The sequence below is a fragment of the Bradyrhizobium nivariense genome, assembly GCF_029846695.2.
Taxonomy (GTDB): Bacteria; Pseudomonadota; Alphaproteobacteria; order Rhizobiales; family Xanthobacteraceae; genus Bradyrhizobium.
The window spans coordinates 1-17,590 of sequence record NZ_JARWCR020000109.1 but is presented as its reverse complement, the minus strand read 5'-3'; the positions used below and the strand labels follow the sequence as shown (position 1 = coordinate 17,590).

Sequence of the window (17,590 nt, the reverse complement as noted above, 5' to 3'; positions counted from 1 at the left end):
GCGCAGATGGGCGGCTGGGCGCTGCTTGATCACGCGCTGAACGATGCAGACGACCCGCATCCGCTCCTTCGTCTGGGCTATGCGTCACAACTCAGCGCGTGGGCCTTGCTGAACAGCGGCCCCGCGTTAGCCGGTCATGGCTATTGGTATCCGGGCGAGGAGAATGACGGCGCGGCCGGTGGCGGCTTCGAGCCGGCGCCGAGCGGGACCACATGGCTCGGTCAGCCGCATCACCGTGGAACGTGGTATTACTCGTGCGAGATCGACCTGGGATTTTGTGGGGCGGTCCGCGCTGCTGCGACGATCGTTGCCGACGATCCCATCTTTGGGCAGGTTTGTCACGGCGGCATTATGGAGACGTTCGCTCAGACCCTGCGTATCTGGCCACGTGATGGCGTGCGGCGACGGCTCAACGTGCGGCTCCAGTTTCTCCGATTGGACCTGGTGCTGCTTGACGCCCGATTCCGGGCGGATGGACCGATCATTCTGAATTTGGGGGAGGGGTGGATCAGCCTTGCGCCTGAGCCCTTTGCCCCATCTGCATCGGGAGTGACGTTCGAATTGCGGTACGATGACGGGAGGAAGCGCAAGGAAGTCGTCGACATCACGGACAGCCAGATCGTCGTCCGCTTGCCTGCGGCGCACTTACCGCGGATTCAAGTTCGCTAGTGTTGCCGATTATCGGGTGCGATCGGCACTTATGGCCTGCTGTTCCACGCGGCTTCCGAGGCGATGACGATCATCGCCGCAAACCCCGGGCATCTCGGCGCACGTAGTCGTGCACCGCATCGACAGGATAGAGTGGGCCGCCGTCGACGTAATGCCATTTCAGCGCGTGGTTCGGATCCCGCCGCGACTGCTCCAGTGCGCCGGGCGTGCGCCGGATAACCGCCGCGGCCTCTATGCCGTCAAATTAGAGCTGCCCGGCAGCGTATCGATATCGAAGTCGCGGGCGGCGGCATGCCACGGTTCTTGCGACGGCGCTTCGTGGCACGCGGAATTTTCCGATTACTTCGCGGCCCTAATGCCTCGATCGGAGTTTTTTCGCCCTTGCCGCTCATGCCTCCGCCCCGAACGATAGTCGGTATGAGGCAATGAGATCGTAGGCTTCTCCGGCAAGAAACAAATATAGAGCGCAGGTATGGATGCTGGATAGCTGTGGCGTACAAATAGGACGGATCGCAACCCTTTCTGACGCCCTCCGACATCACGCGATGCAAGTGATCGGTGCGGATCACGAGTGGATCAAGCATCGCGCGGCGACATTCGAGTCAATAGTGTCGCCCCGCACCGTGGTGTTAACGACTTTGATCTTGTTCGATGTCCCTTATCAACTCATCCAGTACGTCGAGCGATTTACGCGAACAGAACCAGTCCTCCACGGCATGATCGGCAATGCCCACAACCCCTGCCTTGGAGCCGCGACGATGTAGCTCGGTCCGATCCGCTCTTTCGTGGGGTCATGCAGAAAGCCGCGCTGGAACAAGCGCGGGACATAATGCTGGCGCTTACCAGCCATGAGGAGACCTATCCCATGCCTAGGTTAGGTCCCGGACGTCAAGTGTGCCGTTGTTGCAACCACTGCTGTCGCGTTTACGACGTATGTCGCAATCGCTTCGATAGCCGATGGTGCTGCAGTTGGATCGGCAGCTTGCCAGGCTGATCGGTGCTCCTCAAGGCTTGTCTTGGCAGGAGAGTTTGCGATCTCCGTCGCGTGGTACGGCATTTGCTAATCTCGTTCCAGTCGTCCCGGCTCCAGGAGAAACACATGGTCGATGTGCAAGACGTTGTGCTGTCCGCACGAGAAAGACAGTGCTTGCAGTGGGTAGAGGAGGGCAAATCATCCTGGGAAATAGGGGTGATATTGAGAGTCAGCGAGAACACCGTCAATTTTCATCTCAAGAACGCGATGCGAAAGCTGGAAGTGACCACCCGAATCCAGTGTGCTATCAAGGCGCGCCGCCTCGGGCTTATTTGAACTATTGGAGTGCTGCTGCTGTCAACTTGCGCCGACGGCGACGTATAAACATCCGGTGCTAGGACTACTCCATAAGATGGGATCGCATCTGTCGAAAGTAGCGGGCCGTTGTGAGCGCAGCGGTATAGTTAGTCGGCCGTGAAGAATCCTGATTTGCAGGCTGATGAAACGTGGTTTGGCGAGCGTGCCGATGATTTGCCACAACAAGAGCCTGAGCCAGCAGATTGGGCGGCGGAAGTTATAGCCGACGGCGGCGAGAACGGCGTTGATGGCGTCACCTTGGCGATGCCAGAGGTAGTTGTGGCCGATGCGGTGCTCGGATTTGAGATGGCCGATGACCGGCTCGACGGCGGAGCGCCGTCGCAGCTCGCGCTTGCTCTGTGGTCACCCGCCGCTTCTGTCCTGAGATGAACACCCTGAACTTGTAATCGGGCGGGGCGTTGGCCGCGATAGCCCTTGTCGAGGAGAGCGCGCTCGATAGTGTTGCCGATCAGCGCTTCCATCTTTGGGATGACGGTTGCAAGTTTGCGGGCATCATAGGGATTGCCGGGCAGCGCCTTCACATGGGTCACGAACTGCCCGCCGCGGGCCGGCGCCAGCGTGGTGGCGACCGAGACCTTGACGCCGATCTATGGACCACGCCCGCATTGCAAGAGGAATCGACAAAGGGATGAAGCGGTTTGCGCCAATCTATCCGGCTTCAATTTGGGGCTGTTGCCCCGAGCCATCATGGATATCCGCCCACTTCTGTCCTCAATAACTCGCCGGCCTCAAGAAGGGCCATGGAGTCGAACCAGGCTTCAGAAGTGTCGGTGGAACCGTTTCTCCATTCGTCCTTTCCGTCTCGCAAACCTCGGCGGGTTGTTGTGCCTTCTTGATCGGACCTTGGATCTTCCTTTCCGGGCCTGTTTCTTATGCGGTGCGGCCCAAGAGGTTGGCGTCGTAGTCACGGCCCTTTGCGAGCATGCTCCAGGCCATGCGCGCGAGTTTTGCGGCCAGGGCAACAACCAAGACATTGGAGTGGAGCCGCTTGGACGCTGCCTCCAACCAGGCTCCGAAGCCATGCCGAGGCCAACTCTGACGCTGCAGAAGTACGGCTCTGGCGCCCTGAATGAACAGCGTTCGCAGGTACCGATTACCGCGCCTCGATATGCGCCCGAGAATGGTTCGATCGCCGGTCGAGATTTGCTTCGGTACCAGACCAAGCCATGCTGCAAAGTCCCGGCCCTTATGGAAGGCATCACCGGTTCCGATGGCGGCGACCATCGCGCTTGAGATGATCGGCCCGACGCCGGGCGCACTCATTAGGCGGCGACAGTGTGGATCTTGATCAGCGAGTTCGTTGATTTCTTTCGTCATTGACGCGACCCGTCGGTCGACTGGCGCCAGTCCTCGGCCAAGTCTTGAATGAGCTGGATCACTCGAGGCGATAAGTTGTCTTTTGGCGCTGAGAGAATTTGAGGAAGTGCCAGTCGGAGCGCTGCCGCTCCTTGCCGGACTGGCAGCCCTCGCTCAAGCAAAAAGCCTCGGATTTGATTGATGACCGCGGTTCTTTGCGTCACCAATCGACTGCGAACTCTGTGCAGTGCCTGCAAGTCAAGTTGCTCGGCCGACTTCAATGGGACAAAGCGCATGGTCGGGCGCTGCGTCGCCTCTGCGATGGCTTCGGCATCACGGAAGTCATTCTTGTGGCCCTTGAGGTATGGCTTCACATACTGTGCCGGCAAGAGCCGTACTTGATGGCCTAATTTCTCCAGCTTGCGCCCCAGGTGGTGTGCTCCTGAACAAGCCTCCATTCCGATCAGGCAGGCTGGAACATTAGCCAGCGACTGCTCAAGCTGATTTCTCGATCGCTTCTTGCGTAGGATGATTGCATCCGTGGCATCGAATCCCACCACATGGAATGTGTTCTTGCCTAGGTCGATACCGATCGTGACAATGTTCGTATGGGACATGGCTCGTGCTCCTTCTCTTGCCGGCGCTTAACGTTGCCGCTGAGAGCGGGCGTGGTCCATGCCATTAACTCGTAAGGCCGGTGCGCCTTGCCCTTGCCGATGCACTCCACCTCCGGCACGTGCAGCGAGTAGAGCTTCGGGCCACGCTGGTGCCGCTTCTGCTCAAGCACATGTCGCGCCCGCGCCAGCATGCGTTCCAACACAACCCCACCGAGCAAGCGGTGTTGCAGCCGAGTTTGCGGCCTATGTCGCGAATGATGCGGCCGAGAGGCCTTGAGTTTCTTCAAGGCTCTGTTGTCGCGCTTGAACTGTTTGGCGTGGGCGTAGCGCTAGTGCTTGATCAGCGCGAACTTGCCCACCCTGGCATAGGACTGGCGCAGCTTGACACCATGTCGCTTTGCCAGCCGGACCGTCGCGGGCGCGGTTCAGCAGCCTGGCATCGGCATCACATTCTTGGGTTGCACTGTCGTATTGGCGGTGACCCGATTAGGATCGGCCGGATTGATCGCCTCGGTCTTACTGGCCACCGCAAGGCTTTCCTGCAGCAAGGCCTGCAACTTCTCCTCGCCCATCCGCTGTCGCCAGCGCGTCAGCTCAGAACACCAACCGGTGCTGGAAGAACTCCTCGCCGCAGAAGAACTGGTAATAGGGGTTCTCCACCCAGCGCTTGCACAACACCTCGTCGGAGAGGTCGTAGGTGTGCTTGAGGATCGCGAGTCCCGCCATCGGCCGGGAAGGCAATGGCGGCCGGCCGGCTTGTCTTCATAGACCGCTCCGAACCGCTTCTCCAGGAACTACCAGTCTATCGTCTGTGCCAGCGTCACCAGTGGGTGGCCGACGTCGATGATCGCGTTCAGCCGTGAGCGCAGGAGATCGCTTTGTCGCGTCTCTCATCGTTCTTTGGTTGCATCGCTCCCTCCGATGCGATCACGGAATCACGCCTTGCGATTCGACGGAATCCTCAAAGATGAAATTGCAAGCTTTTGGGCAGTCGAAGCCCGAAAGCTTGCAATCTCAAAGCCAATCTCGCCCGGGAAATCGATTCTTGATCAACCGCTTGGACGGTTCTTCACGAACGACTAACCAGACAGCCAGCAAAGACGGGCCGCAGGGCGTCGCATCACTCGTTGTGGGCTAGGTTTTCCTTGTGACCTGCGTGTCATGAATGATTCTGCTGGCCGCAAGCGCTTCGAAGGCGCTTCATAGCCCCGATCGTGCATCTTCGATTAGCATCCTCCTTCATGTCTCCTCCTTTCGGCCGCATTTTTGAGCTCCAGGAGACTTTTCCTGCGAAATCGAACAAGACCCGCCGCAACAAACCTTCTCGCCTCTGTAGTTGGCCAAGGTTTGGAGCAACTGCGGCATATAATGCTTTTTCATAGCGTCCGGCACTTTCGAATCGTCTAGCCATGTCATTGCCCGCTCGATCAGCTCGGTCGCGCGGTGCTTGTCACCACTCTCGTAGTAATACTGAGCGAGCCCCCTATAAGAATAGAAATCGAGGCCAGCGCTGGCTTGCCCAGGATTGAGGATATGTTCCGACACCTCCCTGCCGATCGCAAAGCGCTCCGCACGCGGAAGGTAGGCCCTATCGTTCTCCGGATCATAGAGTTGCCTCATCACGATATTCAGCCCACATACAGCCTCTAACCGTTTCTCAATCGCGTCTCGAACCAGTTGGCGCAAGACCTGGAAGCCGGTCGCCGTGTCGCGCATTTTGTGAAGCAACAGATCCGCATGAATGTCGCGGAACTCGAGATTGTCCGGCATCGCGGCAATGCCCTCTTCGACCGCTGAGAGCGCTGCCGGCCAATCCTTTGCTTCCATCGCCGGTTGAATTGTCCGGCGGATTGAGCGTTCGCGCGCCTCGCGTTGGCTTTCGGCAATCCGCTTCGCTTCGGCGGCTTTAGCTTCATAGCTGGTGCGCCACGTGCCGTTGATAATTTTCGGCAAGACGTCGTCGATTTGGCTCGGACGACCGATAAAGCCAATGTGGCCGTCGCGGTCGACGACGAACGATCTCGGAATCCAACGAGAAGAGCTGGCATTCATCCAAAGCTTGTTCATTTCGCCTGTACTGTCGAACCCGATTCGATAGTTCAGATTTGAGAACTTTTCAGTCAACCATGCGTCCAACTTGGTGCGAGCCTCATCCGCCGTTGGTGCTTGTTCACTAGCTGCGACTCCGATGACCTCAAGCCCTTCGTCTTTGTATTTTGCTTGCAGCTTTATCAGATGAGGCATCGCCACCACACATGGGCCGCACCAAGTTGCCCAAAATTCGACGATGTACAGTTTACCGGGCTGGAAGTTCGTGAGGGGCTCGCCACGCAACCAGTTCTCGACTTTGAGCGAAGGAGCCGGGGACTCCGTGCCTAGCACCATGATTATCTCCAAAGTTACCTGTTGCGCGACATTGTCGCTTCGCCTGAATTAGCAATCACCGTGCCAGGCTGTCCGCGCGCACTAAGCACATGACAAAGCTTTGAAAAACATCCACACGCCCAGTAAGGTCCCCTGTAGGTAACCTGACATGCTTTGCGTCGGCGTCGGATTTCGGGCACGCATCGCGCCCTTCGTGCCGCCAGGAGAGCGGCGCCGGCTCGAAAAATCCACTACGAACGCGGTGTGCGGGTCGACCGGCCCGTTCAGCACGACCTCGATCCGATAGGAATGACCGTGCATCCGATGACAGCGATGTGTCTGCGGGAGGTTTGGAAGTCGGTGCGCTGCCTCGAACTTAAATAAAGCCCGGCGGATAGTTTGCCCACTCGGCCAGATGGATGTGACGGGTACTCTGTCGGTGGTCAGGACGGCTGGCGTCCCAGTCGCAGTTGAACCACCCGAGGTCGTATCCCGCGTTGCAGAACACGGTGCTGCCCCGGGGCCGGTGGATGATAGGCTTGACCCAGCGGCCGACGGCCGACCCGCATCAACGAGCCGTCGCCGACGATGCCAGCCGACGTAGCGGTCGAGCGTCTCGACGGTCTGCCGGATGTCGCCGGTGATGATCCCGTCGAGATCGATGTCGGACGGCGAGCCATCGCTCGATCCGAACGGCCGCCACACGTGGTGATGGAGGGCAAGAACATGAGTGACGGCATAGTCGACGTCAAGTGCGCGCGCCGAGACCGGAGGCGAGACCATTGCGGGTCGAAGTGATCGTGACGAGCCGCGAGGAGGGCCGTGCATCCCCGCGTTCGCTACTCGCTGCTGAAATCCCCCGGCCTCAGTCAGCATGTCGCGCATCGTCAGCATGGTGCCCGGCTCGTTACCGAACGCCGTGAGCTTCGCGCATCCGTGCCTGATGTTGCCCTTGGCCGTGATCATGGAGTCCATGGCCCGCGCGTCCTCCAGCGATATCTGGGTCGATCACAAAAGTTATGCACAGCGAAAGCTTTCGCGCGCATCGCCAGACCTGTTCCTGGTAGAATGGGTTACGGCGGCGACCGCAGCACGCGTCAGGTCTCTTGGCACGCCTTTCGCGCCGGTACGAGAGGAACTTCCGTCCGGGCTTGGTCCTGGACTTCCTCGGACTCACCAGAACCTCCAGGTTGATTTGCCGGGCTTCGTGTTGTGCATTCGCGTCACAGCCTCGTACTGCGGCTGCGGCTGCGGCTCGGTCAGGTAGCCGTTCGCCTCGTAGTAGTCGGACAGCGACGCGAGGAACGTAACGGTGCTCAGGTCGGTCTGCGCTCGGTCCGTGCCTTGAGATAGGTCCCGATGTTGCCATCGTATATCTTCTAGGGCTCGGTCTTCGGCCTCCGCTTGCTAGGCGGAGTTCGGTAGTCAGACGAGGCGGGGGAGCCGTAGGACTTGGGCGCCGGAGCCGCGAAGCCGGACACGACATCCTCCCACGTCTTGCCTGCGGAGCGTATCAGCTTGTTGGCCATGCGCATGGCGGCAATGGCCTCGCCGTCGTGGTTGGACTCCGTGAGCCTCAGAATCTTGAGCAGGCGCTCGCGGTCTATTATCATCCCCTCTTCCCCTCTTCTCCTCTTCGATGGCCATCACGAGCCACGTCCTGATCTGCGCTAGGCTCTTGTGACCGACACCCGGAAGAAGCAGCATGTCCCGGTCGGACATCGCCCCCACCGTCTTCAGATCGATTAGCTCGATCGCGAGATGGCGCATGATGGCGTGACCGCCGCGCATCTGCCACATGAGCACCGGGCCGAAGAAACGGAAGCTCGACAGTCGGCGCGCCGATAATCGGAATCGACAAGTGCAGAGGTCCCGAGCGGTCAGTGACCAGACGACAGGCGGCGCGAAATGCGCGCGGAGATCGAGGAGGCGCTGTCGGCAACGCACAAGAAGATAGCGAGTATCTTCATCTGATGCCGGATGTTTGTGGGCTTGCACCTGTGTCTCCATTTCGAATGAGCCAGGCAGTACGCGACGGCCTGCCGCGTCTGGTCGACCTCGTCGGGGCCCGGTCCCGGCCGGCGTGCGGGTCGGCGACCATCCCGTGCAAGCGCTTGATGAATCTCATGCAGACGCTGGAGCGTCCACTACAAGATCCCGTAGATGCCAAAGCCAACTTGAGGCCCTGGGGTCCCGCCCTGTTCCCCCGCCGATCATCATCGAGGAAGCAGAAGTCAACGCAAACGACGAGAGGCCAACAAGGGGCAGAGCGGCACAATATGACCGGCAGAACCTAGGTGGCCACGCCACGCACACCTCAATCGAGGTCCTCGCTATTCTGTTAAGGGCCCCAGACGGTTACGATAGACGGGAGGCGTATGCCTACGGAAAATCGACCTGGCAAAAATCAGCTTGTGAAAAGCGTCAACCGGTCGACGCGATCACGGCAATCGACCGGCGCAGACGAACTTACCCGCGGCCGTGCAAGATCGGATTCGGAGAGGGTTGCGCTGAGTACGCGATTCAGCGAATTTGGAATAGCTCGCGACACGTTCATCCATGAATGAGCCGGACACGGAATTCGCCATCACAGCGAGCGCAACGTGATGCCCAAGAAAAACAGCACTCGATTTATCGGACCCGAATCTCTCGGCGTTATCCTGCGGCTCGCCCTTCCATCTGTAGTTGGTCTATCGATTCATGCGCTACAGCAGCTCGTCAACGCGATCTTTGTGGGCGCACTTGGCGCGCAGGCGATCGCAGCTGTCAGCATGACCTTGCCGATCGTCGTCCTGCTCGCGGCAGCCGGACAGGGGATCGGGGTTGGAACAGCGTCGTTCATATCTCGTTATCTCGGCGCTCGTGAGTACTTAGAGGCGAGTCGAGGCGAAAGTACAGCACTCGCGCTCACAGTCCCGATCGGCCTAGCTACCGTCGCTCTGCTTCCAAATCTGCCAGGGATATTCGCAACGCTCGAGCAACTCCAACCATCATGCCCGTGGCGCTCGACTACGCGGGAACGCGTTTATTTGGGTGCACTCTCATGCTTCTAAATATCGTCAGCGGGTTTGTTGTCAGAGCCGAAGGCCGTCCACGATTCAGCATGTGGGCGATGATGACCTCGTTCTTACTGAACGCTGTGCTTGATCCCGTCGTCATATTCTTGCTTGACCTTGGTGTGCGGGTCGCAGCCCACAGCGACGCTGGTATCGCAGATCGCTGCTATTGCAATCTATATCACGTATTTTACGAAGCTTGGAGGGACAGTTCTCGTCAGGATATCTCACATACCGCTACGAGAAGATCGCATCAGACAGCTCGCGTTGGTGGGCGCGCCTGCGACAATAATATTTTATCTGCGCTTGCCGTTAGTACGGAGCTGCTGCGCGGTTCGGCGATGTTTCCATCGCCGCGGTTGGAATAGCTGTGCGAATCTTGATGGTCGGGGCACTATCACCGGGTTCTGTATAGGCGCTCAAGCTAAACTGGGGCCGGTGGGGCGCACGCGACTATGCCCGTATTCTGAAGGCTGCGAAGTTCATGCTCTTCGTGACGGTCGCATTCTCCGTGGTGTATTCTGCGGCCGATGTCATTTTTGCAAGGCCTTTGGTGGGCCTATTTAGCGATAACGAGAAGGTCACGGAAATTGCCGTCTCGACCTGAATCGTGTTCCATCCCTTCTTTGGACTGTTTGGGATTCAGAGTTTCGTGACGGCAATGCTTCAGTGGTTTGGGAGAGCACGCCTCAGTGAAATTGTCTTCCTGGCGAGGCAGGGGATCGCTTCATACCGGCTGTACAATTATTTCCGGTGGTCGCGGGTATTAGCGGACTGTTAGCCAGCCAAGCAATCGCTGAGCTGGGCGCCGGAATGATCGCTCTGTTCGTCATGTTCTACCAGTTCAGTGAGCTCAGACGAGCGCTCCGGCGCCGTCCTTCAAGAGCGATCGGGATAGCGGGTTTCCTTTCCCGCCATGATCTATGTTGCGCCGCGATCTGCCGACGCCAGCGCAGGAGCGGCTGCTGCAAGCTGCGCTAGTTGCGGCCGTTGACCATGGTCCGCACGCGCCCTCCATCGCAATTGCCCAGATGGCGGTGAGCTGCGGCCTGCCCCTAAACGGCGCAATGGCCTCGGCAATCAATACGCTCGATGACGTGCATGGCGGAGCAGGGGAGCAGGCTATCGAACTCTACGAAGATGTGCTGCGACGGCGCGAAGGGCGAGAGATCGAGCAGGCCGCTGGCGCAGCAATCGACCATTTCACCGCAACACGCAGCAAAATCTGCCGGGCTTCGGCCACCGCTTTCATCCAGTTGACCCGCGCGCGGCGCTGCTGTTGGCGCTGGTGGATGCCGCAGCCGACGAGGGCAGTGTCGGCGGCCATTATGCCAAGGCCGCTCGCGCGATCGAACGCGTGATGCAACAACGCAAGAGCAAACTCATTCCGATGAACATTGATGGCGCGACCGCGGTCATTTACGGCGAGCTGGGCTTCGCCTCTCCGCTCGCGCGGGGGGTCTTCTGCTTGTCGCGGGCGCTCGGAATCCTGGCGCACGCCTGGGAGCAAACTGGGCGCAAGGATCGCAACAAGGGCCCGATGCCCAAGCAGTTCGGCTACAACTACGAGGGCCAGCCGCGCCGCAGGCTGGAAGACGCGTCATGATGTATCTCGAAAAGCCGCCCAAGCTGATTGAGACCCGCATGTTTTCGTCGATTTCGCCGGAGTTTCGTCGCCCAGGTGTTTCCTCGGAATGGGCAGACGCGAACCGCGGGGGACATCCAGTAGATTGCTTCATCGAGGGACCATCGTTTGACAAGGCCGGGAATCTCTATGTCGTCGACATCCCCTTCGGCCACATTTTCCGGATTTCACCGGATCGCGCCTGGTCTCTGATCATCGAATATAGCGGCTGGCCTAATGGTCTGAAGATCGCGCCGGATGGCCGGATACTGCTCGTCGACTAAATGAACGGCCTCATGGAACTCGATCCGCAGCGGGGTACTATTAGGCCGTTTCTGGGGCACCGCAATTCCGGGTCCTTCAGTGGCTGCAACGACGTGCATAGCGCGACCAACGGCGACATCTATTTCAGCGATCAGGGACAAACTGGACTGCACGATCCGACCGGCCGGGTGTTCCGATTGTGCCCTGACGGCCGTCTCGATGCCTGATTTCGAACGGTCCGAGCCGAATGGTCTGGTGCTCAGTCCGGACGAGACCGTGTTGTTCGTTGCGATGACTCGCGACAACAACGTCTGGCGCGTGCCGCTGATGCGCGACGGCGCGATCGCGAAGGTCGGACGCTTCAGCTTGTTCTTTGGGACGAGCGGTCCGGACGGACTGACGACGGATGAGAGAGGGCGGTTGTTTGTAGCGCATGCCTCCCTCGGCCACGTCTTCGTATTGGCGCCGAACGGCGAAACAATTGCCCGTATCAAGTCCTGCGCTGGGGCGACCTGCACGAACGTCGCATTGGACGCGGCAAACAGCGCATTGCTCATTACGGAATCGTCTACGGGATCAGTATTGATCAGTGATCTCGCTGGTCTTCCCTGATGGGTCACCCTGGAAGCGCTGCCGTATCGGCCCCGGCGCCATGTCGAGGCGGACGCCTGAATCCACCCTTTATCGACTCGTCGTGAACTAGAACGGTGGAGATCGACAACGGCCAAAGGATTGCCAGCTACGCCCGTGCGCCCAATCGGAGGGGCCACATCGCCGATCATGTACAAGCGCTCACTGCGACCGCGAATTTAACTCTGCAGCCGAATTGCCGCCGATGACAGGAAGGTACCTCGAGGTACTATGGAGCGAGGGCCTCATCCTGAGTAAGCTCTCGCAGCTCTCGACGCACGCTGTCGCTGGTCAAAAGCTAGGGCGTCAAGCGCGTCGACGTGCCTGCCGTGGATCGCCGCTAAGTCATGCCGTTTAGCAAAGCCTTGCAGAACGCGGTGCTGAGCTTGCCACGGTGAATGACGAACTTATCGCAACCCTCCTCGGCCCGAGCATCCAGCCACTGCTGATTGTGGCCGTGCTGTTCATTGTTCTTAACGTGGCAAGCGGTGAACTCGTTGTCATGCAGTGTCGGCAGCTGGCCTGCCTCTGTCTGCCTTCTCGTATGAATGTGCACCCACAGCGGAGCCGGCACTCGTCCACTCATCAGCGGCTTGGGTTCGATCTTAATGGAGAACAGCCTGCCGTCCCCGCCCTTCAGCGGCTGTGGAGGGTGAACTCTCAACTCGTTGGCCTTCCGCAAGTGTTCGAGGTAGTTCTGCGTCGGAAGATGATAGCTCTTCCTGCAATCCATCAGCATATCCGCCATGTCTCGGTCCAAACGCTCGGCCAATCCGTTCACGTTCGCCCGAACGTACCCAAGCGCAACTATCTTCTTGTGCACTTCGCCCATTCGTGCAGGCGTGAGTAGGAGGCGTAGATGATGGTCCTCCAAGACGTTCAGAGGCGCGTCCATCTCTTTGGCTTGCTCCTGCAGTCGCTTGATGGTGGTCTCGACGAGGTGTTTGGCGTCCTCGGGTTTCATGTAGCGCGCTTTTGAGGCGGCGCTTTGCTGGCCAGCCACATCGAACTTCAAAAGTTCGTCCAAGCGCTCGAGCAGTGGCTTCAGCTCCGCTCTCGAGGTTGGGGGCCGCCACATCTCCAATTGTCTCGCCGCGGCCGAGACCATCGCATCCGCCGCCTTCGCGCTCACAAGAGTTTTCGTACCCAGGTCCGAGCGCACAACAACCATCGCTGCTGGCCCAGTTTCGCTGGCGGCCGGCGCAACTTGCGGCTCCGGCGGCATGGGCGAATGGACAGCGCCACCGAGCAGCTGGTTCTTGCCTTTTCGTTTGCTGCGCCCTGCCGCGCCAGCGGCCGGTATGGCGGCCCAAGAATCGGCCGGAGGTGCAATGATGGCCGGCGGCGGCTGCATTGCCAGGAAGCCCGCGGCGTGATGTGCAGTGTCCCATGCCTCCTGCTCGATCTGCTTCAACAAGCTCAATGGGAGGCCGGTACCGATTCGCTGACCGCTCAGCCTGATAATCATGCTATGGAGCGCCGATCCAATTTCCAAAAGTCTCTCGGAGGCTTCTCCCAATACGTCGAGGCACTTTTGTTCGAGACGGTCCTCTCTGTTTAGAGGGCCCGTCGATCCAACTGCGCTGTAAACATCCCACATTGAGCGTTGCAGCTGACGCATTCCCTGGTTCTCACTCGTGAAGAGCTCGCTCCCGACTGCTTCGCAGGTGCCCGCCAGCTGACTAAGCTCAAATTGGGCGGCCGTCACACGCCCTTCCAGCCGTCCAACCTTCGCGACGAATGCCGAGCCGGTATGCATCCGCAGTGCGGCGGGGCCGTCAGGACATAGATTGACTGTAGCGGCGCAGACTATCCGCATTTGTTCTTTGCGCAACGCCCACGTTTCTAACCACTCCAAGCAGGCCTTATTGCCCTTCGCCGCACTGGAAGCCATGTTGCTCAGCTGGTCGGGACTGACCTTGAATCGGAGCTTTTCGAACCAGTCGCTCTTACTGACTCTGTCAGCGTACAGTTGGTCAATTTGATCGCAGCTGTCATCGCAGCATTTGCGTCCATATTCGAGCACCTGCTTGCGCGCCTTAAGCGCATCGGAGTTGGACAGTATGTTACGAGCGCCATCAGGATCAAGTGCGGCCAGTTCTGCGTAGTACTCCAGAACTTCTGCGCCTGCTTTGACGACTCGATCAAACATCTTTATGCCGTCCTCCTTATTGTGGTACTCCCAGCTCGCATTAACGGCGTCGCGGAGTTCGCGACGCAGGCTTTTCATTTTGTTCTTGGGTGAGGGTGTCGCCACACTCGGGCTCGGCGGATGGATGGCCATCGCCGCCCCGGCTGCAGGATCAGATACCAAGGCGGGACCGGACGGCCGCGCAGTGCCTGCACCTGGTTCCGTGGTATGAAGGTGATCTGCATCAAGGAAGGGGACGGAAGTCTTGCTGGTGGCGGACATTCCTCCATTTTGAAGCTCAGAACACATCTGCTCCACGGCGGCTTCGAACAATTGTTTGCCTTTCCCAGACGCATCACTTGATTGCGAGCTGCTCGATCCCGAAGTATTGTCACCAATTCGACCAAGCATGCGATTCGCTTCCTATGTTTCGCATCGAGTTTCAGGCTTCACGCGCGTCGGGTCAAAATGCGTCAGTTGCCTGACGATCAGCTGACGAAGGCATCTTCCACAGCTTGAGCGGTCCATCGGGCGAGCGGCTTCAGTATGGTAATCGGAGTTCAAATCTGCAATCGTCCCCCTTACCGTGTGGCGATCCGGCGAAGCCGCGGCACAAGGCCCTGCTCGGCGCGAACGCGGGCCGTAGACCGCTAACATAAGATCGAGAGTGGCCTTGCTCGGCACCGTCCGCAAATCGATCGGCGGCGCGGAGCTCATCCTGCCGCAGGTTTGCGGCGGGGCCGCATCCTTGCTGGGCGCCGTGGCGTTTCCGCGCCACCCGGCGCTGTTACCGTTGCGGCAAGCGTGCCTGGTCAAGCTGGGGGCGGTGCCGACGTTGCCAAGCGGCCATCCGTTGCTGCACTCCTGGGAAGCCTGGGGCACGTCGCCGACCACCGTATGCCCGGATGACAACGCCAGCATCGGCATTAGTCCGGGGCCACCGCCGCGTGGCGTGCGCACGCCGTGACACAGGGGAGCACGCCGCAGGTCGGGCGCGCCGACGCGTATCTGCAGGCGGCGTCGCGGGCGACGCGCAGCGGCATCGAAGGTGTCGTTCCCAACGTCTGGCCGATCAATGTGTTCGAGCCATGCTGGTCGCTGTACACCCTGCATCTGGCCGGGCTGTTCGCGCATCCCGCGCTCGCCGAGGCGGTGCGCGTGATCGTCGCGCAGCTCGACGCCCACCTGGGCGTGCGCGGTCTGGGCCCGGCCTTGCACTTCGCGGCCGACGCGGACGACACCGCCGTTGCATTATGCATCCTGCGTCTTGCAGGCCGCGATCCGGCGGTCCCGGCGAGCGCAATGCCTCGGTGTCGACCAACATCCATGCCCTGCATGCGTTGCGACTGTTGGGAAAGCCGCCGCCGGCACCAGCGCCTACGTCGAGCCCAATCGCAACCCGCATGGTCTATGGGACAACGAAAAATGGCACGTTTCGTGGCTGTATCCCACCGCGCATGCGGTCGCTGCGCTGGCGCAAGGCAAGCCCCAGTGGCGCGACGAGCGCGCGCTGGCGGCGCTGCTGCAGGCGCAGCGCGACGACGGCGGCTGGGGCGCCGGTCGCGCATCCACATTCGAGGAAGCCGCCTATGCGCTGTTCGCGTTGCACGTGCTGGACGGGAGCGAAGAGCCGACAGGGGGCCGGCGAATCGCGCAGGCCGTGACGCGTGCGCTGTAGTGGATGCTCGCCCGCCATGCAGCGCATGCATTGCCGCAGACGCCGCTGTGGATCGGCAAGGAACTGTATTGCCCCACCCGGGTCGTGCGCGTGGCCGAACTCGCCGGGTTATGGCTGGCGCTTCGTTGGGGGCGGCGCGTCCTGGCCGAGAGAGCAGGAGCGGCGCCATGATCCGGACCGAACGCGCGCTGCAGCAGGTGCTGGAGTGGGGGCGTTCCCTGACCGGGTTCGCCGACGAGCATGCCGTGGAAGCGGTCAGGGGCGGCCAGTACATCCTGCAGCGCATCCACCCGAGCCTGCGCGACACCAGCGCCCGCACCGGCGCGATCCGCGGGACGAAACGCTGATCGCGGCGTTCTATCGCGAACTGGCGCTGCTGTTCTGGCTGGACGATTGCAACGACCTTGGCCTGATCGCGCCGGAGCAGCTCGCGGCGGTGGAGCAGGCGCTGGGGCAGGGCGTGCCGTGCGCGCTCCCCGGATTCGAGGGCGGCGCTGTGCTGCGCGCTTCGCTGGCCGCGCTCGCCTACGATCGTCGCCACTATACTCAGCTTCTCGACGATACCAGCTGTTACTGCGCGGCGCTGCGCGCCGGACACGCACAGGCGGCAGGGGCGGAACGCTGGTCCTACGCTGAGTATCTGCACAACGGCATCGATTCGATCGCCTACGCGAACGTGTTCTGTTGCCTTTCGTTGCTGTGGGGGCTGGACATGGCGACCTTGCGCGCGCGTCCGGCGTTTCGCCAGGTCCTGCGGCTCATCTCCGCGATAGGGCGCCTGCAGAACGATCTGCATGGACGCGACAAGGACAGGTCGGCTGGCGAGGCCGACAACGCGGCGATCCTGCTGCTGCAGCGCTATCCGGCTATGCCTGTGGTGGAGTTCCTCAACGACGAGCTGGCCGGCCATACGCGCATGCTGCACCGGGTGATGGCGGAAGAACGCTTCCCGGCACCGCGGGGACCGTTGCGCGAGGCCATGGCGGCCATCCGCGCGCGGTACTACCAGACCTCGACCAGCCGCTATCGCAGCGACGCTGCGGGGGGAGGCCAGGGTGCGCCGGCCTGAACGCGCGGAGGCGGCGGCGTGCGCGCGCGGCCGTCGGTCCGATCCGACGCAACCCGTCGCCCGATGCGACGGATGGAGCGAGCATGAGCGACAGTGCCCTGAGTCGGCGCAGGGACGACCATCTGGACATCGTGCTGGATCGGCGAACGGCGCCGGCCGCGCTCGCCGCCGGCTGGCAGTACATCCGGTTCGAACACTGCGCATTGCCCGAGTTGGACCTGACGCAGATCGACCTGCGCGCCTCGCTGCTAGGCAAGACCATGCGCGCGCCGCTGCTGATCAGCTCCATGACCGGCGGCATGCCACGCGCCGAGGCAATCAACCGGCATCTGAGCGAGGCAGCGCAAGCCTTGGGGATCGCCATGTCCGTCGGTTCGCAGCGCGTGAGCCTGCAATCCCGCAACTCCCAGGGGCTGACGCGCGCGCTGCGCCGCCTGGCCCCAGACATTCCCTTGCTGGCCAATATCGGCGCGGCGCAACTGCGCGAGGCCGACGGCCTGGACCTGGCGCGCCGAGCGGAGGATGCGCTGGAGTCCGATGGACTCATCGTCCATCTCAATCCGCTGCAGGAAGCGGTACACCCGGAGGGCGACCGCCACTGGCGCGGCGTCCCGGCGCAGATCGCTCGCGCCGCCCGCAGCGTGGGCGTGCCGATCGTGGCCAAGGAAGTGGGGTCGGGCCTGTCCGCCTAGGTGGCCCCTGCGCTCGTCGAGGCGAGCTATGCGGGAAAGTGGGTGATGACGGAATGAGATAGGCGGCGTATCGAGGCGGGTGTCGAGCCTGCCAGAACCTCTCAAGGAGAGCGATACGCCATGAACGAGACTAGCAATATTGTTGCCCT

At 60.8% G+C, this 17,590-nt stretch carries 7 protein-coding genes and 9 pseudogenes; 9 read left to right on the top strand and 7 right to left on the bottom strand.

From position 1 onward, the window contains the following. Positions 1–669, top strand: a pseudogene (locus QCM77_RS43340) (DUF5695 domain-containing protein); the annotation flags it as partial. 1,117 nt (positions 670–1,786) lie between these two features. Then, positions 1,787–1,978: pseudogene (locus QCM77_RS43335) on the top strand (response regulator transcription factor); the annotation flags it as partial. Between the two features lie 198 nt (positions 1,979–2,176). Here the strand turns inward: QCM77_RS43335 and QCM77_RS43330 are convergent. From QCM77_RS43330 to QCM77_RS43305, 6 genes and pseudogenes are all read right to left on the bottom strand, one after another. Beyond that, positions 2,177–2,604: pseudogene (locus QCM77_RS43330) on the bottom strand (IS5/IS1182 family transposase); the annotation flags it as partial. Between the two features lie 286 nt (positions 2,605–2,890). Further along, a pseudogene (locus QCM77_RS43325) lies at positions 2,891–3,933 on the bottom strand (IS110 family RNA-guided transposase). Between the two features lie 68 nt (positions 3,934–4,001). Then, positions 4,002–4,802, bottom strand: a pseudogene (locus QCM77_RS43320) (IS5 family transposase); the annotation flags it as partial. A 370-nt stretch (positions 4,803–5,172) separates the two neighbouring features. Then, positions 5,173–6,318 carry a TlpA disulfide reductase family protein gene (locus QCM77_RS43315; protein ID WP_280096831.1) on the bottom strand — a complete coding sequence of 382 codons (1,146 nt, stop codon included), beginning with the start codon at positions 6,316–6,318 and terminating at the stop codon, positions 5,173–5,175. A 222-nt stretch (positions 6,319–6,540) separates the two neighbouring features. Next, positions 6,541–6,693, bottom strand: a pseudogene (locus QCM77_RS43310) (6-pyruvoyl trahydropterin synthase family protein); the annotation flags it as partial. A gap of 983 nt (positions 6,694–7,676) precedes the next feature. Next, entirely contained in the window at positions 7,677–7,910 is a 234-nt protein-coding gene (locus QCM77_RS43305; protein ID WP_280096830.1) for a hypothetical protein, read from the bottom strand. A gap of 993 nt (positions 7,911–8,903) precedes the next feature. On the opposite strand from QCM77_RS43305, the gene QCM77_RS43300 reads away from it, so the two are divergent. The 4 genes and pseudogenes from QCM77_RS43300 to QCM77_RS43285 all read left to right on the top strand — a co-directional run bounded on the left by QCM77_RS43300 (position 8,904) and on the right by QCM77_RS43285 (position 11,853). After that, positions 8,904–9,350, top strand: coding sequence for an MATE family efflux transporter (locus QCM77_RS43300; protein WP_280096829.1), 447 nt, complete (start codon positions 8,904–8,906; stop codon positions 9,348–9,350). A 926-nt stretch (positions 9,351–10,276) separates the two neighbouring features. Further along, positions 10,277–10,714: a citrate/2-methylcitrate synthase gene (locus tag QCM77_RS43295; protein WP_462804406.1), complete on the top strand. Its 438-nt coding sequence runs from the start codon at positions 10,277–10,279 to the stop codon at positions 10,712–10,714. Beyond that, positions 10,627–10,959, top strand: coding sequence for a citrate/2-methylcitrate synthase (locus tag QCM77_RS43290; RefSeq protein ID WP_462804407.1), 333 nt, complete (start codon positions 10,627–10,629; stop codon positions 10,957–10,959). The genes QCM77_RS43295 and QCM77_RS43290 overlap by 88 nt, the downstream gene beginning before the upstream one ends. Beyond that, positions 10,956–11,853, top strand: a pseudogene (locus tag QCM77_RS43285) (SMP-30/gluconolactonase/LRE family protein). The gene QCM77_RS43290 and the pseudogene QCM77_RS43285 overlap by 4 nt, the downstream one beginning before the upstream one ends. Positions 11,854–12,211: 358 nt before the next feature. On the opposite strand, the gene QCM77_RS43280 reads toward QCM77_RS43285, so the two are convergent. Next, on the bottom strand, positions 12,212–14,413 hold the full coding sequence (locus tag QCM77_RS43280) for a T3SS effector XopP-like protein (RefSeq protein ID WP_280096828.1): 2,202 nt from the start codon (positions 14,411–14,413) through the stop codon (positions 12,212–12,214). A gap of 292 nt (positions 14,414–14,705) precedes the next feature. Between QCM77_RS43280 and QCM77_RS43275 the strand changes: the two are divergent. The 3 genes and pseudogenes from QCM77_RS43275 to QCM77_RS43265 form a co-directional block, all read left to right on the top strand. Further along, a pseudogene (locus QCM77_RS43275) lies at positions 14,706–15,851 on the top strand (prenyltransferase/squalene oxidase repeat-containing protein); the annotation flags it as partial. Further along, positions 15,848–16,749, top strand: a pseudogene (locus tag QCM77_RS43270) (terpene synthase family protein). The pseudogenes QCM77_RS43275 and QCM77_RS43270, both read left to right, overlap by 4 nt. Positions 16,750–16,832: 83 nt before the next feature. Further along, positions 16,833–17,441: a beta/alpha barrel domain-containing protein gene (locus QCM77_RS43265; protein WP_280096827.1), complete on the top strand. Its 609-nt coding sequence runs from the start codon at positions 16,833–16,835 to the stop codon at positions 17,439–17,441. The last annotated feature ends 149 nt before the right edge of the window (positions 17,442–17,590 follow it).